The organism is Kitasatospora sp. NBC_01266, from assembly GCF_036242395.1.
Lineage (GTDB): Bacteria > Actinomycetota > Actinomycetes > Streptomycetales > Streptomycetaceae > Kitasatospora.
Window position 1 is genome coordinate 1,607,682 of sequence record NZ_CP108458.1, and the last position, 24,828, is coordinate 1,632,509.

A 24,828-nucleotide genomic window follows, 5' to 3' on the forward strand; every position below is an offset into this window, starting at 1 on the left:
GCACAGCTGTCAGTCGGCACAACCCTCAGTCGCACAGCCCTCAGTCGCACAGCCCTCAGTCGGCACGGCTCTCAGTCGGCCCCGCCGGGGCGGGCGGACCAGGTCGCCCGGACCAGCTCCCGCTCGGCGGCGGTGAGATGGAGCGCGGCGGCCAGCCAGGCCGAGGCGTACTGGTCCGCACCCGGGTCGCCGAGCCGGCCGAAGACGTCCCGGGTGCGCCGGTCGGCCTCGGTGACCAGGGCGCGGGTCAGCGCCGCCGCGCCGGCAAAGCCGGTGCGGCGCAGCGCCGCCGCGTCGGTGCGCGGGTCGCCGCTGCGGGCGGACTCCGCGGCGGCGCGACGGCCACCGGCGACGGCGAGTTCGACCAGCCGGCGCACCCGCCAGAGCGGCGAGTCGGCCAGCGGGTCGGGACCGCCGGTGGGGGCCGCCGCAGCGGAAACGGAACCGGAGTCGGCTGCGGCGCCGGTGTCGGTATCGGTGTCGGCTGCGGCGCCGGTGTCGGTATCGGTGTCGGCCGGTGGGAAGTGCGCGCCCTGGAGCCGGTCGTAGCCGAGATCGGCGCGGTCCTGCCAGCTCGGCGGCAGGCGCAGCGTCCGGTCCGCGCCGGGCACCGGGCCCACCGCCAGCGGTCGCAGGGTGGTGGCGCGGTCCGGATCGACCCGGCCCAGCACCCGGACCAGGACGCCCGGGTGCGCGGCGAGTTGGGCGAGATTGGGCTGGTAGCCGAGATCGGGGTGGGCGAGCGCGGCGCGCAGTCGGATCGGTGGACCGTCGAGCGGTGCGCCGCTCGGATCGACCTCGCGGGCCAGCACGCAGTCGGCGCGCGCACCGAGGACCACCAGATCGCAGCCCACCAGGCCGCGCAGCCGCCCGGTCCGCTCCGGGTCGGCGAGCGGACCGTCGGCCAGCCGCTCGGCGACGGCCTCGGCGAGCGGGCGGGCGAAGAGCCCGGCCAGCGCGCCGGTGGACCAGTGCGCCCCGGCCAGCGGGGTGGCCCGCACGCCCCGGCCCGCACCGAGCCGGCCGTCCTCGGAGACGGTCGCGCCGGAGACCAGCAGGCCGCCTCGGCCGAGCTGGGCGTGGTCGATCCCGACACCGCCGAGCGCCACCGGCGCCGTCCCGGCGCCGCGGGCCCGGCCCAGACCGCCCGGTTTGACGTCGGCGACCGAGAACCACCGGCCGTCCTCGGTCACCAGGTGGGTGACCACCCCGCCGTAGCCGGTCGCGGTGAGCACCGGCTCGCGGCAGACGCCGTGCACCCGCAGCGACCCGCCCGGCCGGTAGCCGCGCCGGGCGCTGCCGAGCAGTGCGGCGTCCACCCGGGGACCGTCGACCCCGTCCGACGGCACGCTCAACGAGGCGGTGATGAGCAGGAGTTCACGGAGCGCCGCGACCAGGTCGGCCAGCCGGTGACCGCCGCGCCGGGCCCGCGCGCCGCGCAGGCCGGCCACCACCCGCAGCGCGGCGGCCTCGGCCCGGTGCAGCTCGGCCAGCCGCGCGGTGTGCGCGGCGCGCAGCAGTTCGGCCTGGAGCACCGCCCCGGCCGCGGGCACACCCGCGGCGAGGACGGCCGCGGCGGCCGACCAGAGGCCGCGGGCGGCCCGGGTCTGGGCCTCGGTCAGCGCGGTGAGGGCCACCGGCTCGGCCGGCTCGACGGATGGCTCGATGACCGGCTCAACGTCGGCGACAGGGCCATTCTCTGACGTCTCGTCACTTTCGGCGATCGGACAGGCGCTGAGCAGTGCGGCGCGGTGCAGGCAGCGCGGGGCCAGCAGGCAGCTGCAACTGGCCTGCCCCGCTTCGGTGATGGTGCCACCGGGGCCGGGCCGCAGGGTGAGCTCGGCGTCCTCGCCGCAGCGCACCAGCAGGCCGCCGTCCGGTGCGGCGGCGAGCGGCAGGGCGGCGTACTGCGCGACGGCCGCGTCCAGCTTCCGGCGCAGCCTGGAGGTCAGTCCCTCGACCGCTTCGGCGACCAGTTCCGGTGCGACCGGCGGGAGTTGGGAGGTAGCGAGGTCAGCTGTCATCGGTTCTCTCCGCGGAGGCGTTCGCCCACCCAGCGGGCGAGGGCGAGGGGGCTGAGTGCGGCCACCGGCATGCCGGCGGCCACGAGTTGCCGGGCCACCGGCACCGAGTAGCGCGGGGTGCCGGTGTCGTCCAGCGCGGCGCAGCCCATCAGGTGCACGCCGGCCGAAGCGAGTGAGCGCACCTCGCCGAGCAGGCCGCCCAGCGGGTACCCCTCCTCGAAGTCGCTGACCACCACCACCAGCGTGCGGCTGGGCACGCTCACCAGGGAGCGGGCGTGGGCCAGGGCGGCCGCGATGTGGGTGCCACCGCCGACCCGGACCTCCAGCAGCAGCGAGAGCGGGTCGCTGACCCGCTCGGTCAGGTCGAGCACCTGGGTCGAGAACGCCAGGAAGTGCGTGGACAGCGTCGGCACCCCGCCCAGCACGGCGGCGGTCAGGGCCGACCAGATGACCGAGGCCTCCATCGAGCCGGACACGTCGACCACCAGGATCAGCCGCCAGTCCGCCTCCCGGCGCGCCCGGGTGCTGAACACCGGCTGCTCGGGGACGACGACGGTGCGCCCGTCCTCGAGCCGCCGGGTGTGCGCCAGATTGGCCCGCAGGGTGCGCGGCAGGTCGAGCCGACCGCCGGGGCGCCGGGTCGGCCGAGGAGTGGCCAGGCCGGTCAGGGCCGGGCGCAGCCGGGTCGCCAGCTCGCGGGCCAGCTCGTCCACCAGTCGGCGCACCAGCGGGCGGAGCTTGGCCAGGTGCTGCTCCGGCAGCCCGCCGGCCAGGTTCAGCACGGAGGTGAGCAGCTCCACCGAGGGGCGCACCGCGGCCGGGTCGAGCTGGGCGAGCACGTCGGTGCGCCCGGCCTCGGCGGCGCGGCCGAGCACCTCTTCGCGGACGTCGGCGCCGAACAGGGCGTCGAGTTCCGCCGCCCACTCGCGCGCGCTCGGGAAGGACGCCTGCTGCCCGCCGCCGTCTCCGGCGCCGCCCGCCAGGTCATCGGCACCCTCACCGCGCCCGGTGCCGTACAGCTCGTCCAGCGCGTGCGCGTAGCGGCAGGCGCCGGCGGGCAGCCGCTGCGGTTCGCGGCCGAGCAGCAGGCGCCAGCGGTCGGCGGCCGTCAGTCGGTCGCCGGGGGCGCCGGGGGCGGGTGCCTCGGGAGCGGGTGCGGCGGGAGCGGGTGCGGCGAGGGCTTCGGGCACGGCCGGCTCGGGCGCCGGCGTCTCCCCCGGCAGGCCAGGCAGGCCCGGCAGTCGCAGCGCGCCGAGGGCCGCGACGGCTGCCGCGTCGGCCGCGCTCCACAGCGCGATCAGCTCGGGCGCGGCGGCGAGCGTCAGGTCGAGGCGTTCGCCCAGCCGCTCGGTGACGGTCTGCAACAGCCGGTCCCGGGCGGCCGGGGCGAGCGTGTCGAACCCGGCGCGCAGGGCCGGCAGCCGGTCCAGGAAGCCACGGTCGGGCAGCCGTTCGACCCGCTCCAGCAGCGGGTCCAGGGCCGCCGGAGCGCCCTGGAGCAGCGGACCGCCGGCGGTGAGCAGGCCGGTCAGCAGCCGGGCGAGCCGGCGGCGCCCGTCCGGGCCGGTCGCGGTGTCGAGCCAGCCGGCGACCCGGCTGCCCAGCGCGTCGGCGGCGTCGAGGTCGAGCAGCACCCGGGCGGCCAGGGCCGCCCCCTGGATCAGCGGTGCGCCGGTGCGGGCCAGGGTGACCAGCGCGTCGTCCAGCCGCAGGCCGAGCCGCTGGTCGCCGGCTCGGGTGGCGAGGGCGACCAGCGCGGTCGCGTCCTGCGGGTCGTCGCTGCCGGCCAGGCCGGGCAGGCCGCGCACCGCCGCGTCCAGCAGGGTGACGGCGAGGTCGCCGGCCTGCTCGCGGCCCGCCGGGGTGGTGCCCGGCAGGTGGCCGCGCCGCAGCGAGTCCACCAGGTCGAGCGCGGTGAGGAGTTCGGGCAGCGTGGCGGCGGCGGGCAGCAGCCGGTCGGCCTCGGCGAGCCGCTCGGCGACCAGCGTGGGCAGGTCGCAGTGAGCGGCGGCGCGCAGCCCGTCCAGGAGTTGGGCGCAGCTGGGTCCGCCCTCGGCGGCCTCGCGGCGGGCGAGTTCGCGCAGCGTGCCGGTGGCGGCGAGTTCGGGGGTCACGCCCCGGATGCCCGCGAGGTCGAGCCGGGCGCCGACGGCGGGTGTCCAGGCCACCCGCCACCGGGTGGTGAGGGCGGTCGAGTCACCGGTCGCGGTGACCTCGCCCGACTCGCCGTAGCCGGCGCCGCAGATCCGCAGGCGCTGCAGCAGCACCTCGCCGCGCGCGTCCAGCGCGGAGCGCAGCGGGTCCAGGCGCAGCTCGCGGGCCTCGGGCTGGTCGGGTCCGGGCAGTCGCAGGGCGTCGAGTTCCGCCTCCACGGCGGGGCCGAGCCCCGAACGCGGGGTGCCCGGGGCCGTGCGGCCCCGTTCGGTGCCGACCAGCACGCTCTCCAGGGCGCGGGCCAGCGCCCGGCCACGGCCGAGCGGCTCGCCCTGGCCGAGCACCGTGGTCACCGCTTCGAGCAGTTCGCCGCGCCCGGGGGCGGGCAGGGCGCGCAGCCGGGCCAGGTCGCAGGCCAGCCGCAGGGTCTCGGCCGCCTCGCCGGTGCCGGCGGTGTGGCCGGCGGCGCGCAGTTCCCGGCACAGCTCGGTGATCGCCCGCGCGGCGGCGTCGCGCACCCGTTCCGGGTCGCCCTGCGCGGCGAGGACGGCCTGCTGCCACCTCGGGTCGCGGATCCCGGCGGGGTAGCCGGAGCGGGAGTCGAGCAGGCCGAAGGTGTAGGGCACCAGCGAGGTGGTGACCGGGGCGGCGGGCGACCGCTCGGCGCGGGCCGGAGTCTGATCAGCCAGTTCGGCCGGTTCAACGGGTTCGGCTGGTTCGGATGCGGGCGGGCCGAGTGCGGGCCCGTGGAAGGCGCCGACCACCGCCGCCACCCGCCGACCGCCCGCCGCCGCCTCGGCGATCACCGCGCGCATGTGCGCCTCGCGGGCCAAGTCGACGCCGGGCACACCGCCGCGTGCCGCCGCGTCGCGGCGCAGCGCCCAGCCGACCGCGAGCGCGGCCCGCCGCACGGCTTCCGGGGTGCTGCCCGGCGCCCGGACCTCGACCGACCGGTCCCACAGGTCGTCGCCCTCGCGCCCGGTGCCCGCGGCGGTCAGCGCGTCGCCGAAGCCGGGCCCGGCGGTGGCCGGCCCGGCCGTGGCCGGCCCAGCGGTGGCCGGCCCAGCGGTGGCGGGTGCCGGCTCCGCGCCGGTGGCGAGGAAGGCCGAGGCGTCGCGGCCGGCCATCGGCAGGTCGCAGCAGCGCACCTCGACGCCCCGCCGGTGGGCCCAGCGGATCGCGGCCAGCTCGGGCGAGAAGTCGGCGAACGGGTAGAAGCCCAGCCGCCCGCTCTCGTCCGTCCCGGCCAGCGCCACCGGCGCCAGCGTCCCCGGGTCGGCCAGGTGCGGAAGCCAGTGCTGGAAGTCGGTCGGCAGCTCGACGCAGAGCACCTGCGGGTCGGCCGCGTCGAGCAGCGCCGGCACGACCGCCGCCAGCGCCGGGCTGTGGTGCCGCACGCCGATCAGGTAGGGCCGCACCGAGGCGGCCAAATCGGCCACCTCCTCGCGCGGGTCGGCAGCGGTGGGAGCAGTGATGGGGGCGGGGGCGGCGGTCAACGGAGGTTCTCCCGCAGGTCCCAGAGCCGGCGCCAGAGCGCGGAGCCGTCCTCGGCCCGGCGCCGCACCGGGCCGTCCCAGTAGCCCAGCAGCCGGCCGTGGTCGGCCGGGTCGTCCTTGTGGACGGCGCCGAGCAGGTGTCCGGGCACCAGGTCCAGCACATCGGCGCCGGCGAAGTAGGCGCCGGCCACGCCGAGCGAGGAGGCGACGTGCACGGCCTCGGCGGTGGACATCACGGTGCCGGGCCGCTCGACGTCCCAGCCCTCGGCGGAGCGTCCGGTGCGCAGGTCGCGGAAGACGGTGACCAGCACGTCGAGGACCGCGTCGTCCACCGCGAAGGCCGCGCCGGCCCGCTGCACGGCGGCGGTGGCCTGGCCGCGGACCAGCGACAGCTCGGCGTCGGCGTCGGCGATCGGGTGGACGGTCTCGAAGTTGAACCGGCGCTTGAGCGCGGCGGACATCTCCGACACGCCCCGGTCGCGCAGGTTCGCGGTGGCGATCACCGTGAAGCCGGGCACGGCCGCCGCCGAAGCGTCCGAAGTCCCGGCCAGCTCGGGGATGTTGAGACGACGGTCGGAGAGGATCGACACCAGCGCGTCCTGCACCTCCGGCAGGCAGCGGGTGATCTCCTCGATCCGGGCCACCCGGCCGGTCCGCATGGCCGTCATCACCGGTGAGGCGACCAGCGCCTGGGGCGTGGGCCCCTGGGCGAGCAGCAGCGCGTAGTTCCAGCCGTAGCGGAAAGCGTCCTCCGTGGTGCCGGCGGTGCCCTGCACGGTGAGGTCGCTGGTGCCGCTGACGGCGGCGGCGAGCAGTTCGGAGAGCATCGACTTGGCGGTGCCGGGCTCGCCGACCAGCAGCAGCCCGCGCTCGCCGGCCAGCGTCACCACGCAGCGCTCCACCAGGGCGCGCTCGCCGACGAACTTCGGCGCGACCACCAGCTTGGCCGGCAGCTCACCGTCCTTGCGGCGGCGCGGCGGCAGGGTGAGCGCCTGGCCCTGGCTGCCGCAGATGAAGGTCACCACCGCGCTCGGCGTGAGCACCCAGCCGGGCGGCCGGGGGCCCTCGTCGTGGGCGGCGAGGAAGGCGAGTTCGGCGGCGTGGCGCTCCTCGGCGGGCAGGATCTGGCGGGACTGAATGGTCGTCAGCTCTTCTTTGACAGACGGCATTTGGGTTCCTCTGAAGTCAACTGAAGTCAACGTGGTCGGGATGCGGGCGCAGTTGGTCAGCGACGCCGGCCGCGCGGCGCCCGCAGCTCCTCGAAACGCGGCAGATCGCCGTCGAGCAGGCGCTGCCAGGCCCGGCGGTAGAGCGCCTGGGCCGGCTCGACGGGCACCAGCACACCGAGCGGTGCGCTCTGCCCGCCCAGCGCCTCCAGCATCGGCAACTTCCAGGTCTCCAGCGGCAGCTGGGGCGAGCGCAGCTCCGCCCAGCCGCCCGGCAGGAAGAGCGAGCGCCCCGCCCGGCTGCGGGTGGCCGCCACCACCAGGTCGGTGCCGGCCAGTTCGGCCCGGGCGGCCTTGAGCCGGGCCGGGCGCCAGCCGGTCCAGCGGGCGGTGTTGCGGTCGGTCGGGTCGGGCATCCCCAGCAGGATCAGGTAGAGGGCAGCGGCGTCCGGGCCGAGGCCGTGCCGCTGCGACACCGCCGCGACCAGGTCCGGCACCGAGCGGGACGGATCCTGCGGCCACCAGGTGCCGTCCGCGCCGCGCCCGCCCGCCGCCGGCTCCCCCGGCTCGGCCAGCTGCGCCGCGAACGACGCCGCGCGGGCCAGCCGCAGCGCGGCCTCGGCGGGGAACGGCACCGCGCCGTCGAGCCGCAGCGCCGGCAGGTACGGGTCCTCCCCCGCCGCGTCCAGCAGCGCCGTGCGGATGCCGGGGGCGGGCTGGGTGTCCTTGGTCGCCATGATGACCGCGCCGTAGCGCTCGAAGCCCTCGCCGACCTCGGTCGGCGGGCCGGCCACCCGCTGGAACGCGGGCAGGCTGACGAACCGGCCGAGGTCCAGGATCAGCTCGGGGTTGGCCAGCCGGGCCCGCACCGCCTCCAGTGCCGCCGGGAGCCCGGCCCGCAGCGGGTCGCCGGCCGGCAGCCGGTGGGCCAGCCAGGCCGTCATGGCCACCGCGCCGACCAGGATGTCGGCGGTGAACCCCGTGGCACCCTGCTCGACGGGCACGCAGCGGTCGCCGCGCACCGTCCAGGCCAGGTCGGTGCTCAGCGCGGCGGCCCCGGCCGGGTCGAGCACGGCGGCCAGCGCGCGGCTCGCGGCCCAGTTGGTGCGGACCGCTCGGGCGGCCTCCGCGAGCAGCGCCTCGGGCACCGCGATCCGGCGGCCGAGTTCCGCGTTCCACAGCTCGGCGGCGGCGTCCACGTCCGGCCCCTGCGACCAGAGCCGGGCCGGCTCGGCGGGCAGCAGGGACGCCACCAGCCGGCGCCGGAACTGCCCGTCGAGCAGGCGCAGTTCGTCCCTCGCCACGGCGGCGTCGGCCATCTTGAGACCGAGCAGGGCCCGGGTGTCGGCCGACAGGAAGTTCCGCTCGTAGCTGTCGATCTGCGGCAGGCCGGCGACCACCAGGGCCGCCATGGTGCTGGTGACGCCGGTGAGCGCGGCAAAGCGCTCGGCCGCCTCGGGGAACCACGGCGCCGATTCGGCCTCGGTCGGCTCAGGTGCCAGCGCCAATCGGTCCAACTCGGCCGCCAGGAGCGCCGCCCGGTCGTCGGTCGGCCCGTCGACCGGCGCGGAGGAGAGCACGGTGTACGGCGCCGGGACCTCGAAGCGCCCGGCCGGGTCGTGGTGGAGCACCGTGGAGTGGATGTCCCCGCCGCCGACCCTGATGGAGTCGGCGAAGAGCAGGAACGCACCGCCGCCCAGCGCGAGCAGCGCGTCCCGCAGGCCCAGACGCACGGTGCCGTCGGCGCCGCACAGGTGACGCACCGTCAGTTCCAGCCGGTGGGTGCGCCAGTGGGCCGCCCCCGCCGCGCCGGTCAGGCCGAGCCCGGCCAGCTCGCCCAGCAGGTGCCGCAGGGTCTCGTACTCCGTCTGGTCCTCGGCGGTGGCCGCCCGCAGCGCCACCGCGGGGGCCAGCGAGGGCAGCGTCGACCAGATCAGGCGGGAGAGCGGCAGGGCCGTGCCGTCGACGTGCAGCGCCCCCGGGCCGGACGGTGCGGCGTCCGCGCGGCGGGCGGTGGCGAGGAACGCCAGCTGCTCGGCGACATGGCGGCTGGTCGAGTCGCCGTACCAGTCACTGAGGCAGCCCAGGCCACTCAGCGCCGTCCGCAGCTGCTGGTCGGTGGGCCCGGTCGGCTCGGCGGGTTCGCCGACGCCGGCCAGCTTGTCGGCGAGCCGCCGCGCCACCGTGTCCAGCACCTGCTGCTGGACGGCGGCGAACCGCAGCACGCCGATGATGCCGGCCAGCAGCGCGTGGTCACCGACCTCGGGCAGCAGCGCGCGGACCGCCGCCGTCAGCTCCTCGGGCCTCTTCTCGTCCACCGCGCCGGCGGCCTTGAGCAGCGCGACGGCGGTGGCGTCCGGGAGCCCGCGCAGGGCGGCCGAGCCCTGCGGGTCGCGCGGCCGCAGGCAGGCCCAGTACCGCACCGGGGGCAGGATCAGGCTGCCCGCGGCGAACGAGCCGGGGGCGTTGTCGGTACGGGCGGTCGCGGTGACCACGCCGTCCTGGTCGACCAGCCGGACCCGGTAGCCGTCCCGGACGACGGCCTGCGGGCGCTCGGTACCGGGGAAGAGCAGCAGCGCGGTCGGCACGCCCGCGCCCTCGGACAGGGTGACGGAGTTCCCGGCCAGGTCCTCGCCCCGCACCGTCCCGTCGGGCCGGCGCACGGTGCGCCAGCCGAGCAGCCCGTCCACCGGGGCCCCGCACGGGGTGGGGTCGGCGATCGGGGCGGGCCGCAGCCAGCCGGAGCCGAAGGTGCTGCCGGTGGGCGCCTCGCGCAGGCCGTCCGCGAAGAAGCCGGGCAGCGCGGCGCGGCCGAGCGCACCGGTGGCGGGGTCGTACTCGTGCCAGGCCGACCTGTCGTCACCCGGTGCCACGGCCCAGACCCAGAACGAGGTGCCGTCGCCGATCACCGGGCGCTCGCCCGGCAGCGTGGTGTCCCCGACCTGCAGGACGCCCTCACCGGTGGTCCGCCCGCCGCCCGGCAGCGGCAGGCCGTAGGTCCGCAGCGGGCCGAGGAAGGTCATCCGGGTGCCGCGGGTGCGGGTGTGGTCGGTCAGCGTGAAGACCCGGTCGGCGGCGGTGTGCCAGTAGCCGACGGCCTGGCCCTGCCGGCGCGAGTACCACTGGACCAGCAGCGAACCGTCCACGTAGTGCAGGCCGGCGTCCCGGCCGAGGTCGCCGGCCGGGATCCGCAGGTCGTGGGTCAGCACGGTGCCCTCGGCGCCGATCACCCGGGCCTGCTGGGGGCCGGCCACCAGCAGGTGCGGCCAGGCGTCCGCGACCACGATGTGGTCCACGTCCTTGCGGGGCACCAGCGCGGCCACCGCCTCCTCCCAGGCCGGCCAGCCCAGTTCGTCCAGCAGGCCGCCGCGCAGGGTGCGGGCGAGCAGCGCCGGGATGTCCAGGCCGACCGCGGCCCGCACCTCGGGCTCCGCCAGCGCCAGGACCTCGCCCGGCAGCCGGCCCAGCCGGTGCAGCGCGGCCGGCAGGCCGGGCAGCCCGGCCGCCGTGGACTCGCGGGCCACCTGGGCCATCCAGCGGGCCAGCATCGGCCGGCCGCCGGGCGAGCGGACCAGCACCGCCAGCGCCGCGCGGTCGTCGTTGAGGCGCCGCGCGCCTTGGTCGAAGGCCCGGCGGAACCGGGCGTCGGCGGCCAGCGCGAGCAGGTCGCGCCGCTCGTCCTGCTCCGCCCAGTCACCGAGGCTGAGCGAGGCCCCGTCATCGGGGTCGGCGACCGGGATCCGCTGGGCCAGCAGCTGATCCAGCAGGTCGACATCGCTGTCGGTGATCCGCGCCGTGCCGCCGGAGGCGGCGAGTTCGGCCCGCAGGCGGTCGGCCATCCGGTCGACCAGCGCGTGGAGCGCCGGGATCGAGTCGCACCGCCACGAGCCGCGCCAGGCGAGGAACCGGTCGAACCAGCCGGCCGCACCGTCGGCGGGCCGCTCGGCCTGCGGCACCCCGGCGTCGTGGAGCCCGGCCACCGCCCCGGACTCGGTCAGGATCTCCAGCCACAGGGCGGGCAGTTCCAGGTCGTCGGCGCTGGGCATCAGGTTCAGCAGGGTGCCGCGCACGGCGGGCTCGCGCCGGGCCAGCGCGACCAGGGCCGGTCGGTGACCCTTCCACCAGCCGGCGGCCGCCCGCAGCGTGGCCGGCAGCGCGAGCAGCTCCACCAGGTAGGCGCCCTCGGCGAGTTCCGGATCGGCGCCGGCCGCCCGGGCCAACCGGCGCAGGTCGGCGGCCATCTGGGCGGACGGCGGCAGGCCGCCGGCCGTCCGGCGCACGCAGAGCCGACCGAACCGCTCGAAGGCCTGCGCGGCCGGCACCCGGGCGGCGAGCTCCTTGGCGTAGCCGGAGAGCACCTTGACCGGCAGCGCGCCGGCCAGCGCGAACTCCAGGAACACCGCGTCCAGCCGCTCCTCGTCCAGCGGCAGGCCGTGCTCGGCCTCGGCCCGGCGGGCCCGGGTGAACAGCTGGGCGGCGTAGCTGTGGTTCTCCAGCGCCAGGAAGACCCGGCCGGCCTGCTCGTAGAAGGTGGGCAGGAAGTGCGGTACGGAGGTGCTGAGTTGGGCGGCCAGCGCCTGGTAGGCGTCCAGCGCGGCCTTCGGCTTGGACTTCGCCTGCCGGGCCAGGCGCTCCAACTCGGGCATCAGGCCCAGCGCATGGTGGCCGTCCTGCGGGTGGTGCGCCAGCACCCACTCCGGGAAGCCGAGCGCCTGGCGCAGGCCCAGGCCCACCTCGACCGGCTCGGCGGCCGGCTCCAGGCCGAGGTAGCCGGCGGCCACATCCTCACCCCGGCCCAGCTCACCGGCCACCAGCCGCACCACGACCCGGTCGTCCAGCCCCGGGTGGCGGTAGCTGCGCGCGGTCAGCGGCACCGCCCGCTCGCCCGCGCCCTCGGTCCCGAGCGGCAGCACCCCGCCCGCCTGCAGCAGTTCGGCAGCGTGCCGCTCGGTCATCGCCTTCTCCACGGTCGTCAGTCGATTGGTGGTCAGCTGATTGATCGTCAGTTCCTGGCTGCTCATGCGCCCTTGCCCTCCTCGACGGTGCGGCCCGCGTACAGCGCGGCGGCCATCCGCATCCCCTCCGACCACGCCACCGGCGGGACTTCGGGCAGCGCGATGGCCCGGCCGTCCAGGTCGCGCCAGCCGAGACCGCCGGTCTGCGAGTCACCGTCCCAGTACGGCTCGCCGATCCAGACCGCCGCCTCGGTGGTGCGTTCGGTGTCCCGGACCCGGCAGGTGGCATAGCCGCCGGACACCCGGTAGCCGAGCGAGGAGGCCCGCGCGGCGAGGCCGAACCGGGAGGGGAACGTGCCGCCGGCGAAGTCCCGCACCTCGGTGGCCTTGGCGGCAAGCCGCTGCGGCTTGAGCCAGACCGCGCGGTGGATCTGGTCGACCGCCTGCACGACGCCTAGTTCGGCGGCGAACTCCCGCAACTCCGCCAGGTCGGGAAGGAGTACGGGATGCGGCAGCGTCACCGTCACGGGCGAGATCCGCACCGTCTCCCCGTCGAGGTTCACCAGCCGCAACTCCCCCTCGGCGGTGGCGTCCCGCAGGAATCCGACCTCCTCGGGGTCGTCGCCCACCACGGCCAGATCGCGCAGCGCCGCCTGCCAGGCCGCGTCCGGCCAGACCTGGGCCAGCAGCGCGGTCGGCACCGGCAGCGAGGAGACCATCCAGGCGTCGACCTGCGCGGCGCAGGACGCCGCGTGCCGCTCCAGCCACTGCCCGAGCCGGCGCAGCCGGTCCACCTCGGGATGCTCCCGCAGTGCCTTCGGCAAGGTCTTCAACTGGCGCCCGGCGGCCCGCCCCGCGGTCGACCGCGCGGTCACCCGGCCCTCCACCAGGGCCACTTCATAGCCCTCACCCGCTGCAAGCCAACCCATCGGTCCCCACCTCGCGCGTTGCCGTTGTCATCGTCGTCATCGGTCGTCATCGTCGGAAAGTCGCAGTGCAAAGAGAGCCGCAGTGACCGAGGGGCTGCGGACACCTCGGTGCGGCGATGACGGGAACGCTAGCGGGACACTCCGACAAGTGATCGGGAAGGGCCCGGGCTGTCCGGCGCCACGGGGTTCACCCGCCGGCTCCGGCGCCGGAGCCGGAGCCGGAGCCGGCCGGCCCGGTGTGACCTGGACCATCCGGCGACCGCTTTCGGGTCGCGCCGGCGTGGGCGCTGGGTCAGGGGCCGCTCACCACGGGTCGACAATGTGCGCGGCCTCACGCGGCACCACCGGTGACGGCCACCACATCCACCCCGCCACCGACACCCACGACCCCGCGCCCACCGCGCCCCCGACCCCCACCTACCCCCGGTAACCAGCCCCTGACCAGCCACTTCCCCACAAACCCTTGTTGCCCACCCGCACCCCCCGTAGCTTCGAAACCAGCGCGGCAAGCACCACCCACCGCACCACCCACCGCGCCCCCCACACCACCACCAGGCCCCCACCGGCCTGGTTCCGCCTGCCCCGGCACGCCGACCGAGAGGAACCGCATGACCGTCCGCAACGCGACCACGAACGACACCACCGCCCGCAAGCGCAACCGCCGACGCATGGCCGTCCTCGGCGGCGCCCTGGCCACCCTGCCGATCGCCGGTCTCGTCACGGCCACCGCCTCCTCCGCCGCCACCACCAGCACCTGGGACAACGTCGCCCAGTGCGAAGCCAGCGGCAACTGGTCCATCAACTCCGGCAACGGCTTCTACGGCGGCCTCCAGTTCACCTCCTCCACCTGGGCCGCCTTCGGCGGCACCCAGTACGCCCCCCAGGCCAACCAGGCCACCCGCGCCCAGCAGATCACCATCGGCGAAAAGGTCCTCGCCGCCCAGGGCCCCGGCGCCTGGCCCATCTGCTCCGTCAAGGCCGGCCTCTCCTGACCCACCCGGCCCGCACCAGGCACCGGTGGCGGACAGTGACCCCGGAATAGCCCGACCGGCGACCCCGTTCCCCTGTACACCTGCCGGGGCAACATCGGGGAAGGGCTGAGGAGCATCATGTCGTCGCTTGAGGAACCGTCTCGACCGCAGCCGTTGGTGACCGCGTGCGGTCGCCGCATCGAGGTCGGAGCGCTGCGGGTCGTTGTCCCCGGTCGACCGATCGACCGGATCACCTTGAACGTCGGCCCCGAACGCGGCGGCCGTTCGAAGGTCTGGGCCGGCCTGAGCCCGGCCGAGGCACGCGACCTGGCCCACCGGCTGCTCGCCCAGGTGGCGCACGCCGAGCACAGCGCGTCGGACTGACGGCGGCGCTGCCGACCGCCCGCTGACAGCGCGCCTGACGGTATGTCGGTTCGGCCACGGACCGTCAGCGGGCGCTCGGCAGCGGGGTTTCGTCCGTGCCACCGACCGGGCACTACCTGCGCTGCGCCGCCGGAACCGCGCTGCCCGCCCGCGAACCCACCCAGCGCAGCAGTACCACGCTGACCAGCGCGGCCAGGGCGCACCAGGTCGAGACGAAGGCCAGCCGCCAGAGCAGGGCGCACACCACGGCCGCCGCGCCGGCCAGCCAGCCGAGCAGCCGCAGCAGCCGGTCGCCGCCGGCCACCAGCGCGCCCACGGTCGCCAGCAGGTAGCCGGTCACCAGCACCGGGGCGTACGGGATCCCGGTCCCGTACGCCAGCAGATGGTGGTGCACCTGGACGGTCACCGGGTGCGCCAGCAGGGCCGCCAGCAGCAGGACGGCGACCGTCACGCCGAGCAGCGCGAAGCCGGCCCGCCGCCGCTGTCCGGCGGCCGAGCGGCCCGCCGCGCCGGGCGGGCCCATGGCGCACCAGACACCCACCGAGACCAGGGCCGGCAGCAGCGGCAGCGCGATCACCGCCCACGCGGTGCGCGCCCAGAGCGCGGGGGCGGCACCGATCCGGCCGTCCACGCCGAGCCAGACCGCGGCCTCGGTCAGCTGATGGACGCCGAGCAGCAACGGGACGGCCGCCAGCGGCAGATCGCGCGGCCGCCGGACCCGCGCCAAGCAGAGCAGCCCGAGCCCGGCCACCGCGGTGCCCGCGACCAGGTCCGCCTCGGCACTCCAGCACATCCCGGCCTCCCGAAGCTCCCTGACGGCGGCTCAGCAGCCCGGCGACCGGACCAGCTCAGCCGCCCAGTTGCTCAGCCGCAGCCGCTCAGAACGGCGCCGGTCCGCTGCCGGCGATGGACAGGCCGCCGGAACCCACTTCGTTGTCGTCCCCGGCGAAGTCCGCCTCGGTGCCGTCCGGCAACCGCAGCCGCCCGTCGCCGACCCTCGCCATCAGCTCGAAGTCCTCCTCCCGGTCCGCCTGGAGGTGCCCACCCCAGCCCTGGCCGCCGTCCGGCGAGCGGCGGACGGCCAGGTCCGCGTGGACCACGATCTCGAAACCCCGGTCGATCAGGGTCGCCCATCCTCGATACACGTCATCGGTCACGCCGCCAGTCTCGGCTCTGCACGCCCCGGTCGCACGCCGGGCAGCGCGCTCCGGCTGCCGATGCGGCCGATGCGGCGGGTGCGAGCGCCCGCGCCCGCCGCACCGGCAGCCGGCCCACCGGCGCCGCGTCAGGCCGCGGCGGCCTCGGCGAAGCGGGCGGCGACGTCGTTCCAGTTGACGACGTCCCAGAGCTTCTCGACGTAGTCGGGGCGGACGTTGCGGTACTGCAGGTAGTAGGCGTGCTCCCAGGCGTCGAAGGCCAGCAGCGGGGTGGTGCCCTGGCCGACGTTGCCGTGGTGGTCGTAGACCTGCTCGACGACCAGGCTGCGGCTCAGCGGCTCCCAGGCCAGCAGGCCCCAGCCCGAGCCCTGGACGCCGACGGTGGCGGCGGTGAGCTGCCCCCGGAACGCCTCGAAGCCGCCGAAGTGCTGCTCGATCGCGGTGCCGAGCGCGCCGTCGGGGCGGTCGCCGCCGTCCGGGGAGAGGTTCTCCCAGAAGAGCGAGTGCAGCACGTGGCCCGAGAGGTGGAAGGCGTGCGTCTTCTGCAGGCCGACCAGGCTGCCGAACTGCTCCTTGGCGCGCGCCTCGGCCAGCTGCTCCAGGGTGTCGTTGGCGCCCTTGACGTAGGCCGCGTGGTGCTTGGAGTGGTGCAGCTCCAGGATCTCGGCGCTCATCGCGCGCTCCAGTGCCGAGTAGTCGTACGGCAGGTCGGGAAGCGAGTAGGTGCCCATCAGGACACGGCCCCTTTCAGAGGTGATGATCATGCCTGGAAACACTATTGCGTAAGAGTTGCAATAGCGTCCAGCATGCATCAGCATGTTGAACGCGGAGTCGGCCCCCGTCAGCCGTGGACAGCACTCCCCGTGGGCGCGGGTCCTTCCTGACTGACGATCGTCTTCCCAACCGGCGCCCGCCGGGACGCACGGGCCGGCTCCGCACCAGCAGGTCCACCGTCCGGTCGGCCCCCGGCCCGCCCCCGGTCCGTCCCGGTCGGCAAAAGTGGCGGTAGTACAGTGCGCTGATGGTCTTTCTGAGTCTGGCCGAGGTCGAAGCGGTGGCCCGGCGCGCGCACGCCGGACAGCTGGACAAGGCGGGTCGGCCGTACGCCGAGCACCTGGCCGCCGTGGCGGCACGGGTGACTCGCTCCCAGGGCAGCGAGGAGCAGATCGCCGCCGCCTGGCTGCACGACGCGATCGAGGACGCCGCGCTGTCGCCGCAGTGGCTGGCCTCGGCGCCGCTCTCCGCACACACCAAGGAGCTGGTCCTGGCGCTGACCAAGCGCCCCGGGGAGGACCCGCGCGAGTACGCGGCGCGGATCAGGTCGACCCCCGGCGCGGTCGCGATCAAGGAAGCCGACCTCGCGCACAACTCGAACCCCGAGCGCCTCGCGGCGCTGGACCCGGCGACCCGGATCCGGCTTCGGCTGAAGTACGCCCGGATGCACCGGCTGCTCCGCCCCGCGCCCCCGCGCCCGGAGCCGGCCGACCCCGCCTGGGACCCGGGGGACGCGGCGCTGCTCGCCCGGCTGCGACGCCACCGGGCCGACGCCTGGCTGCGGCTCGCTGCGGCGGTGCGCGACTGGACGGTCGAGGACGACGACGTCCGCTGGACGGCGCCGGCCGGCGGATTCCCCTACCCCGCCTACGGGGAGCGGGTGAACCTGCTCACCGGGCTGCTGTCGACCGTGGGAGCGGTCACGCCCAGCTATGCCTGGATCAACTTCCCCCTGCCGCAACTGAGCTGGGAGGAGACCTACACCCCGGGCGACGCGGTGCGCGCCGCGACCGCGGTGGTGCGCGGCGAGCGTTTCAGCGACGGCACCATCGCCACCGCGTACCTGGACGGCACGCTGTATGCGATCGCCGCCGCCCTGGTGGCCTGGTACGAGGCCGGCCCCGCGCCCCGGGCGGTGCGCAGGCCCGCGACCGGGGCACTGCTCGGGCTGGCGATCGGGGACGCCCTGGGGAAGCCCACCGAGTTCAAGACCGTCGAGCTGATCGAGGCACACTGGCCCCACTGGCGCGAACTTCCGCTGCCGAAGCACGCATTGATCACCGACGACACCCAGATGACGCTGGCCCTGGCACGCGGCCTGCGCACCGCGCTCGACCGCGGGACGCTCGCCCCGCTGCGCCTGGAGCGGCCGGTGCGTGAGGAGTTCGTCGACTGGTCGAAGTCGCCCGACAACAACCGCGCCCCAGGCCAGACCTGTCTGACGGCCTGCTGGCTGCTGGCCAAGCCCGACCGCCGCTGGCAGGAGGCCAGCCAGATCGACTCCAAGGGGTGCGGCGCCAACATGCGGGTCGCCCCGATCGGACTGGTGCCGAATCTGACGCAGCGTCAGCGATCCGGCGCCGCACAGCTCCAGGCGGCGCTGAGCCACGGCCACCCCACCGCGCTGGCGGCGAGCGACCTCACCGCGCACGCGGTGTGGCTGCTGGCCGAAGGCGCGGCGCCGGCCGAACTGCCCGGTCTGCTGCGCAGCTACGCGAACCTCAACCGGACCGGGTACGACGACCTCTGGCTCGGCGACCTGGTGGCGCGGGCATCCGACCCCTCGGCCCAGGCGTTCATCGCCCGGGGCTGGGACGACTGCCTCGCGGTGCTCGACCGGCTGGACGCCGCGCTGGCGGCTCCCGACCTGGAGGCCGACCCCTGCCTGGCCACCGGCGCGGGGTGGGTCGCCGAGGAGGCCCTGGCCGGCGGTCTGCTCTGCTTCCTGCTGCTGCCCGACGACCCGGTGGCGGCGGTGCGCCGGGCCGCGTACTCCTCCGGCGACTCCGACTCGATCGCCTGCCTGACCGGCGCGTTCGCCGGTGCGTATCTCGGCGCGGACGCCTGGCCGCAGGAGTGGGTGCGGCGGATCGAGCACCGCGACGAGCTGCTCTCCTTCGGCGCGCTCTGGGACGGGAGCCGTTAGGCGCTGTCCGGCGGGCAGCGCGTCAGGAAGTCGCTCGGAAGTCGCTCGGCCGGCTCGCGTGTCCACTTCGGCGGTCTATAGTGGCGGAAGTTGTGCAGAAGGCACCTCGTTCGGTGAGGCGTCTTCACGGACACAGGCCACTGACCCCACGACGTCGAGAGACGCCCAGGGTCAGGACAGATCTTCCCGACCTAAGGGTTGATCCCAAGTGGCTTCCGACTCCCGCGAGTCGGATCACGCCGTGAAGTGCTGAAGCTCTGACGAGTTGGGGTGTGCCGGCGGCTCGTGCGCGCCGGTCCGCTCCTTGCCGTGTCGATCAGGCGCACCAGTTCGCGCACCGGCCGGAAGGAGGCGACAGCGATGGATTCGAGCAGTAGTAGTCCGGGTCACAGTAGGCCCCGCACCCGCCTGTCCGCTTTCCGCACCGGCACGCGCTGACCCCTTCCCGCACTCCGGCCCCCGGCTGCGCCCCGCGCGCTTCACGGCAGCCCGCCGGCTCCGCGCGTGCCCTCCAACAGCCCTTGAGCCTCCGGAGGTTGACACCCATGACCACCCTGATGTCCAGCCGTCCCACCCGCCGCTCCGGCGCCACGGCCGCCACGCCCGCCCCGTCCGGCACCGTACGCGGCTGCCTGCGGCTGACCCTGCGCGACGGAGTACCGCAGCTGTACCTGCTCGACCCCAACGACTTCGCGACCACCACCTCGACCGAAGTCGCCTACGACGTACGGGTGCAGACCGCCTACCTGCTCTCCCTCCAGGGCCACCGCCCCGACTGGCTCGCCCAGCACCTCGACCTCCCCACCGCCGCCGCCCGCACGATCGCCGAGCACGCCGAACTGTCGGGCCCGGCCGGCCCCGGGGTCATGCCGCCCCGCAGCTGAGGGGCGGTGGGCTCATCCGTGCCACCGGGCGGGGTGAGCAGCGGCGGCAGATCGGTCAGCGGTCGTCCGAGGCAGGCGAAGAACGGGCCGTCCGTGTCCTCTTCGAAGCGGTGCGCGGTCAGCGCGGCCACCAGGTGTGTCTCGTGCGCGCCGATCGTCACGCTGGGCCGGGCGGAGCCGGTGGCCCGGCGTGCCCAGGCCAGCACCTGGTCGGCGAGGTCCGGATGAGCCGGGTCGACTTGCATGGTCAGCTCTCCGGGCGACTCCAGCCAGCCCCAGGCCACGGTCATATCGCCGGTGGACCAGACTGCGGTGGGGCGGGTGTCGGGAGCGGAATCCGCGCAGGCGGCCGCCCACGCGAGGTCGCCGGAGTGCCGCCAGCCGGCCTCCGGGAACACCCGGCCGGCCAGGCTCTGCATCGCACGCAACGCCATCGGCCCCACGTATTCGTTTCGGCGCACAGTCCGCGACTGTGCCGGGTCGGACGGCGATCGACAACTGGATTACCCGGGCGCGGGACCGCGCGGTGAGTCGCGGCCGGAGCGTCCCCGGTTCCCTCTCGCCGGAGCCCGGGGGGAGGTTCGGATCGTGACGACCGCCCCGGCTACTGTGTTCCGCATCGATCACGAGAGCTGATCGATGGCACAGGGGGATGAGGAACGTTGAGAAGGACTGTTCGCCTGGCGGTCTCCGTACCGCTCGGGGGGTTCCAGATGTCGGTGGACTTCCGTGATCAGCAACCGATCTGACTGACCAGAAGCAGCCGCGGGCCGAGCGCACCTGTCGGCCGGCGGCCGCCACGACCGCTCGGGCAGGCCGATTCGGCGGGTGCCGTCACGACATGTCCGAGCGTCGCACTAGCATCCTGAGTAACTGTCGTGCCGACGATTCGATCGGATGGTCGGTCCGCCAGTCCGTAACCGCCGCCGGCCGCTGCGCCGGTGGCGTCCGCCGGCCCGCCGCACCCCGGCGGGACGACCGTCACCACTGTCAGAGAGACCCGTGTGAATTCTCGCCTCACTACCGGACGACGCCGCTACGCGGTCGCCGCGACAGCCGCGCTCGTCGCGTCGCTGACCGCCGTCGGATCAGCGCAGGCCGCATCCGGCACCTCGGACACCAAGGCCGTGTCCTACCAGAACCACGTGTTCCACGTTCCCTCCGGATGGACGGTGGTGGATCTGACGGCCGATCCGCACGCGTGCGTCCGGTTCGACCAGCACACCATCTACCTCGGGCAGCCGGGCACCGAGCAGAACTGCCCGGCGCATCTGATCGGCCGCACCGAGGCCCTGCTCGTCGAACCTACCGTCAGCGGTACGCCGGTCGGCACGAAGGTCGACGCGACCGGCCACGAGATCGACGCGGCCGACGCCACGGTTCAGGTGACCGGTACGTACGACACCGACGAGCAGTCGATCCGTCAGATCATCGCCGGCGCCGGGCTGCCCACCACGGCGCCGAGCGGCCGGTCCGCCAAGGCCGCCGCGCCCCGGATGCTGGCGGCCGCGCCCAGGAGCGCCGCCGCTTCCAGCCTGTCCGCCGCCGCCACCGTGCCGGCCTCCGCCACCAGCTACACCGGTCAGGGCTTCGACGCCTGCCAGGCGCCGAGCAGCGACACCATGAACGCCTGGATGTCCGCCTCCCCGTACCGGGCGATCGGCATCTACATCGGCGGCTCGAACCGCGCCTGCAGCCAGACGAACCTGACGGCCTCCTGGGTCCAGCAGCAACAGAGCAGCGGCTGGCACTTCATGCCGCTGTACGTCGGCGTGCAGGCCAGCGGGATCACCAATCCGGCGACCCAGGGCGCCAACGCCGCGGACGACGCGGTGCAGCAGGCCACGACGCTCGGGTTCGCCCCCGGCAGCGTGCTGTACTACGACATGGAGAGCTACCAGTCGACGTACACCGGCTCGGTGCTCGCCTTCCTCACCGCCTGGACCAACGAGCTGCACGCCTACGGTTTCAACTCCGGCGTCTACAGCAGCTCCAACTCCGGCATGAAGGACCTGGTCGCCAACGCCGGGAACAGCGGCTACACCATGCCCGACGTGGTGTTCGACGCCAACTGGAACGGCGTGGCCGACACCAACGACTCGGCCATTCCGGCCGGTTACTGGGCCAACCACCAGCGCGTCCACCAGTACGCCTCGCCGTCCGCAGACCAGACCTACGGCGGCTACTCGATCGGGATCGACCAGGACTACCTGGACGTGCAGGTCACCAACGTGCCGCCGTCCCAGTCCTCCGAGTTCTTCCTCGGCACCCGGACCAGCTCCGGCAACTGGCCCGGCTTCACCCCCATGTCGGGTGTCGGCGGGGTCGGCGTGTTCAAGGGTAGCGAGGCGGCGATCGCCGGGATGCCGGACGGCACCTCGCAGGAGCTGGGCATCGGCACGGACGGGAACCTGTACCACGGGATCCGGTCCACCAGCGGCACGCTGAGCGGCTTCGCGGCCCTGAGCGGCGTCGGCTCGCCGAACATGGCGGCGCGCAAGGCGGGTATCGCGGGGATGCCCAACGGCTCCTCCCAGGTGCTGGCGATCGGCAACGACGGCAACGTCTACCACAACATCCGCTCCGCCAACGGCAACTGGAGCGGCTTCGCCGCGCTGCCCGGGATCGGCACGCCGAACATGGCGGCCGGCGACGTGGCGATCGCGGGGATGCCGGACGGCTCCTCCCAGGTGCTGGCGATCGGCAACGACGGCAACGTCTACCACGAGATCCGCTTCGCCAACGGCAACTGGAGCGGCTTCGCCGCGCTGCCCGGGATCGGCACGCCGAACATGGCGGCCAAGCGGGTGGCGATCGCGGGGATGCCCGACGGCTCCTCCCAGGTCCTGGTGATCGGCAACGACGGCAACGTCTACCACGAGATCCGCTTCGCCAACGGCAACTGGAGCGGCTTCGCCCCGCTGCCCAGCGCCGGCTCGTCCACCATGGCCGCGAGCGCGGTGGCGATCGCGGGGATGCCCGACGGCTCCTCCCAGGTGCTGGCGATCGGCAACGACGGCAACGTCTACCACAACATCCGCCTCGCCAACGGCAACTGGAGCGGCTTCGGCGCCGTCCCGGGGCCGTACGGGTCGAACACCTTCCCCGCTCAGCGGGTGGGTATCGCGGGCATGCCCGACGGTTCCAGCCAGATCCTGGCGACCCGGAGCTGACCGACTCTCCGGTCGTGACGGCGGTGCTTCTCCCCTCTGCGGCGGGGGGAAGCACCGCCTGCTGTTTTCGGGGCCCGGACCGGTACGACTGCGCGGATGATCAACGGCGCTCGCCGGATCGTCGTCGTCCAGCGGGTTGCCGCTGGGGGCACGATCAAACAGGGTCCGCGTGTGCCGATCCAGCGCCGCAAGCACCTTGTCGGAGATCGCTGACACCCTGACCCTCGATCGGCGGAAGGATCAGTCCCGTGGAGATGGAAAGCTTGATCAACGAGGCGTGGCGGCCGACTACCACCACGCCTCGATTGCGTGAACTAGCGGCCGAGGACCCGAGGCTGGCTCGGATCGTGGCCGGCCGAATAGGCCTGTCCGCCGAGTTCGCCGAGGAATTGGCCGCCTGGGCGGACAGTGCCGACGCGCATGGTGCCGTCACGGACGGCGCCGACACGGGCCTCGCTGAAGCGAACCTCAACCGGATCGGCATGGTCCGAGCCCTGGCAGCGCAACCAGCGACCTCGCCTGAGCGGCTGGCACTGTACGCAGGACACCCGGACGAACAGGTACGCCACTTCGTCGCCCTGCACCGAGGTACGCCGAAAGCAGCCCTCGAGATGCTGGCCGCCGACGACTCCCCGGCCGTGCGCTGGGCCCTCGCGGCCCGGGAGGAGCTGCCGGAGAAGATCGCCGACAAGCTGCTCACCGACTCCGCAGCCGATGTACGGCTGGCTCTGATCCAACGCAGCGTCGTCCAAGAAGCGCACTTGCAGGCGCTCGCCACGGACCCCGATCCGCGCATCCGCCGAGTGGTGGCCGAACTGGGCTACGCCGGAGACGCCGACCTGCTCGACGAGGATCCGCGGGTGCGCCAGGTCGCTGTGCGGAGCCGCGACCTCGATGCGCTGGCCGCACACCTGGAGCGGCTGGTCCGAGACCCGGACCAGCTTGTGCGTGAACTGTGCGCCTCGAGTGAGCGCAACCGTGACGGCGCCCTTCTGGCCGTGCTCGCCACCGACTCGGTTCCGGCGGTCCGCAAAGAGGTGGCCGCGAACTGGCACACCCCCGTCGAGTCCCTGATCGCCCTGGCCGGCGACGAGTGCCAAGAGGTCCTGGAAGTCCTCAGCAAGAATCCGTTCGCCCCGCCGCAGGCCCTCTCCGTGATCCTCGAGACCGTTCCACAGGATTTCGACTCCTTGGACCATTCCATCACGCGATTCATCATCTACAACCTGCTCCGCAATCCGGCCATCAGCTGCGAGACGATGCGGGCGTTGTACGCGAAGAACCCGTTCCAGCACGTCAAGGTGGCTGCCCTGTCCGAACCCAACTGCCCCCCGGACGTGGCCCTCCGATTCGCGGTGGATTATTACGCGCACCTGGCGGGCAACGACGAGGCGCGGCGCAGTTTCGCCGATGTGGAGGCGGCACTGCGCGACGGACGACCCCTCGGCCCGGTCCTGGCCGAACTCCTGTCCAGCCCGGACCACTACCTGCGCGGAGTCGCGGCCGCCAACCGGCACACTCCACCGGAAGCGCTGGCGCACTACGCACACACCACCGACCCCAAGTTGGGGGACTACAGCCTCAACGACGTGGCGAAGAATCCTGCCACACCGCTCGAGATCCTCGAGGACTGGGCCCGCGCCGACGAGCGGCAGTCCAAGATGCTGGGAAACCCTTATCTACCCGAGTCCGTGTTCGAGATCATCGCGACCGGCGAGGACGAGCGCCGTGCACGCGTCGCGCGCCGGATACTGGCGGTTCGGACGCACCGGGCCGGAACGGAGCACACATGCTGAAGCTGTCGTCGTGGAGCGCTCGCTTCGCACCGCTGACCGACATCGACGATGTGTCGGGTTGGGTCGGCCCGATGACGAGAAACTACCTGGAGGACGAGGACCTCGACTGGCGGCTGCACCGCGGTGACCTGATCGTCCCCGAGAACGTCGATCAGGACCTCGCGCTCGTCGTCGACGGCAACATGATCGTGCACGGATTCCTCGACGACTACGTCTCCGACATCGGCCTGCTCGTCGTCCTCGGAGATCTGGTCGTACACGACCTGGTCTCCTGGGGCGCGGTCTCCGTCGGCGGGGACCTGCGCGCCGAGGGAGTGGTCTACGCGTACTACAACGACTACACCTTCGAGGTGGGCGGCAAGGTCCACGCCCGGGCGCTGGTGCTGGCCGACAAGTCGGGCGGCTACAGCACCGGCGAGGTGGAGGCGGAGATCGACTCCTACATGCCGACCAAGAAGCAGTACCGCGCCGCCCGGGACATCTTCGTTCACCAGGTGTACGCCGACGGCGAAGAACGCGCCCAGAAGGGCAAGCCGCCGAAGCTGGACAGGCCGAGCTACCACCGGGTCTGCTCGAGGCTGCACGGCGGCGAGCCGCTGTTCAAGACGCCCGCCCCCGCACACGAGGCCCACACGGTGAAATCCTGACCTGCCCCCCGGTGTTCCCGCGCCAGGACGCGGACCAGAGGACCTGGGCGCGACGGACCACCGCTCCCGCCACTCGGCGCCGATCCTGCCGGATCGTCATTGTTGGGCGGGCGGTGACGGTCTTGCGGGGTCAGCGGCCTCGGCAGCGGCCCGGAGTACCGCTGCTCCCCGG

The 24,828-nt window shown here is 74.5% G+C and carries 15 protein-coding genes, 1 pseudogene and 1 riboswitch; of the genes and pseudogenes, 8 read left to right on the forward strand and 8 right to left on the reverse strand.

Annotated features, from left to right (window positions below; genetic code table 11):
• Positions 1-71: 71 nt before the first annotated feature.
• The 5 genes from OG403_RS07130 to OG403_RS07150 all read right to left on the reverse strand — a co-directional run bounded on the left by OG403_RS07130 (position 72) and on the right by OG403_RS07150 (position 12,724).
• Positions 72-2,024, reverse strand: a complete 1,953-nt coding sequence (locus OG403_RS07130; RefSeq protein WP_329562362.1) for a hypothetical protein — start codon at positions 2,022-2,024, stop codon at positions 72-74.
• Entirely contained in the window at positions 2,021-5,674 is a 3,654-nt protein-coding gene (locus tag OG403_RS07135; protein WP_329562364.1) for a DUF5682 family protein, read from the reverse strand. The genes OG403_RS07130 and OG403_RS07135 overlap by 4 nt, the downstream gene beginning before the upstream one ends.
• The gene (locus OG403_RS07140; protein ID WP_329562366.1) at positions 5,671-6,843 is read right to left on the reverse strand and encodes an ATP-binding protein; all 1,173 of its coding nucleotides are present in this window, start codon (positions 6,841-6,843) and stop codon (positions 5,671-5,673) included. The genes OG403_RS07135 and OG403_RS07140 overlap by 4 nt, the downstream gene beginning before the upstream one ends.
• Before the next feature lie 56 nt (positions 6,844-6,899).
• A complete protein-coding gene (locus OG403_RS07145) occupies positions 6,900-11,795 on the reverse strand; it encodes a DNA-binding protein (protein WP_329572157.1) in 4,896 nt (1,631 codons plus the stop codon).
• 62 nt (positions 11,796-11,857) lie between these two features.
• Positions 11,858-12,724 carry a DUF4132 domain-containing protein gene (locus OG403_RS07150; RefSeq protein ID WP_329562367.1) on the reverse strand — a complete coding sequence of 289 codons (867 nt, stop codon included), beginning with the start codon at positions 12,722-12,724 and terminating at the stop codon, positions 11,858-11,860.
• 608 nt (positions 12,725-13,332) lie between these two features.
• Between OG403_RS07150 and OG403_RS07155 the strand changes: the two genes are divergently transcribed.
• Complete coding sequence (locus tag OG403_RS07155; protein ID WP_329562369.1) at positions 13,333-13,716, forward strand: transglycosylase family protein; 384 nt, start codon at positions 13,333-13,335, stop codon at positions 13,714-13,716.
• Positions 13,717-13,833: 117 nt separating this feature from the next.
• Positions 13,834-14,079 carry a hypothetical protein gene (locus tag OG403_RS07160; RefSeq protein WP_329562370.1) on the forward strand — a complete coding sequence of 82 codons (246 nt, stop codon included), beginning with the start codon at positions 13,834-13,836 and terminating at the stop codon, positions 14,077-14,079.
• 112 nt (positions 14,080-14,191) lie between these two features.
• Here the strand turns inward: OG403_RS07160 and OG403_RS07165 are convergent, their stop codons facing one another.
• The 3 genes from OG403_RS07165 to OG403_RS07175 all read right to left on the reverse strand — a co-directional run bounded on the left by OG403_RS07165 (position 14,192) and on the right by OG403_RS07175 (position 15,967).
• Complete coding sequence (locus OG403_RS07165; RefSeq protein ID WP_329562371.1) at positions 14,192-14,872, reverse strand: DUF6629 family protein; 681 nt, start codon at positions 14,870-14,872, stop codon at positions 14,192-14,194.
• Positions 14,873-14,957: 85 nt separating this feature from the next.
• Positions 14,958-15,236 carry a DUF4873 domain-containing protein gene (locus tag OG403_RS07170; RefSeq protein ID WP_329562372.1) on the reverse strand — a complete coding sequence of 93 codons (279 nt, stop codon included), beginning with the start codon at positions 15,234-15,236 and terminating at the stop codon, positions 14,958-14,960.
• 128 nt (positions 15,237-15,364) lie between these two features.
• Positions 15,365-15,967, reverse strand: a complete 603-nt coding sequence (locus OG403_RS07175; RefSeq protein WP_329562374.1) for a superoxide dismutase — start codon at positions 15,965-15,967, stop codon at positions 15,365-15,367.
• 290 nt (positions 15,968-16,257) lie between these two features.
• On the opposite strand from OG403_RS07175, the pseudogene OG403_RS07180 reads away from it, so the two are divergent.
• The 6 genes and pseudogenes from OG403_RS07180 to OG403_RS07205 form a co-directional block, all read left to right on the forward strand.
• Positions 16,258-17,112, forward strand: a pseudogene (locus tag OG403_RS07180) (DUF6508 domain-containing protein); the annotation flags it as partial.
• The gene (locus OG403_RS07185) at positions 17,110-18,156 is read left to right on the forward strand and encodes an ADP-ribosylglycohydrolase family protein (RefSeq protein ID WP_329572159.1); all 1,047 of its coding nucleotides are present in this window, start codon (positions 17,110-17,112) and stop codon (positions 18,154-18,156) included. The pseudogene OG403_RS07180 and the gene OG403_RS07185, both read left to right, overlap by 3 nt.
• 98 nt (positions 18,157-18,254) lie before the next feature.
• Positions 18,255-18,433: riboswitch (M-box (ykoK) riboswitch) on the forward strand.
• Between the two features lie 268 nt (positions 18,434-18,701).
• A complete protein-coding gene (locus OG403_RS07190) occupies positions 18,702-19,040 on the forward strand; it encodes a hypothetical protein (RefSeq protein ID WP_329562375.1) in 339 nt (112 codons plus the stop codon).
• 1,004 nt (positions 19,041-20,044) lie between these two features.
• Positions 20,045-22,213 (forward strand): glycoside hydrolase domain-containing protein, encoded by a 2,169-nt coding sequence (locus OG403_RS07195; RefSeq protein WP_329562377.1) that lies wholly within the window; start codon positions 20,045-20,047, stop codon positions 22,211-22,213.
• Between the two features lie 248 nt (positions 22,214-22,461).
• On the forward strand, positions 22,462-24,009 hold the full coding sequence (locus tag OG403_RS07200) for a HEAT repeat domain-containing protein (RefSeq protein WP_329562379.1): 1,548 nt from the start codon (positions 22,462-22,464) through the stop codon (positions 24,007-24,009).
• Positions 24,003-24,656 (forward strand): hypothetical protein, encoded by a 654-nt coding sequence (locus OG403_RS07205; RefSeq protein WP_329562381.1) that lies wholly within the window; start codon positions 24,003-24,005, stop codon positions 24,654-24,656. The genes OG403_RS07200 and OG403_RS07205 overlap by 7 nt, the downstream gene beginning before the upstream one ends.
• Positions 24,657-24,828 lie beyond the last annotated feature (172 nt).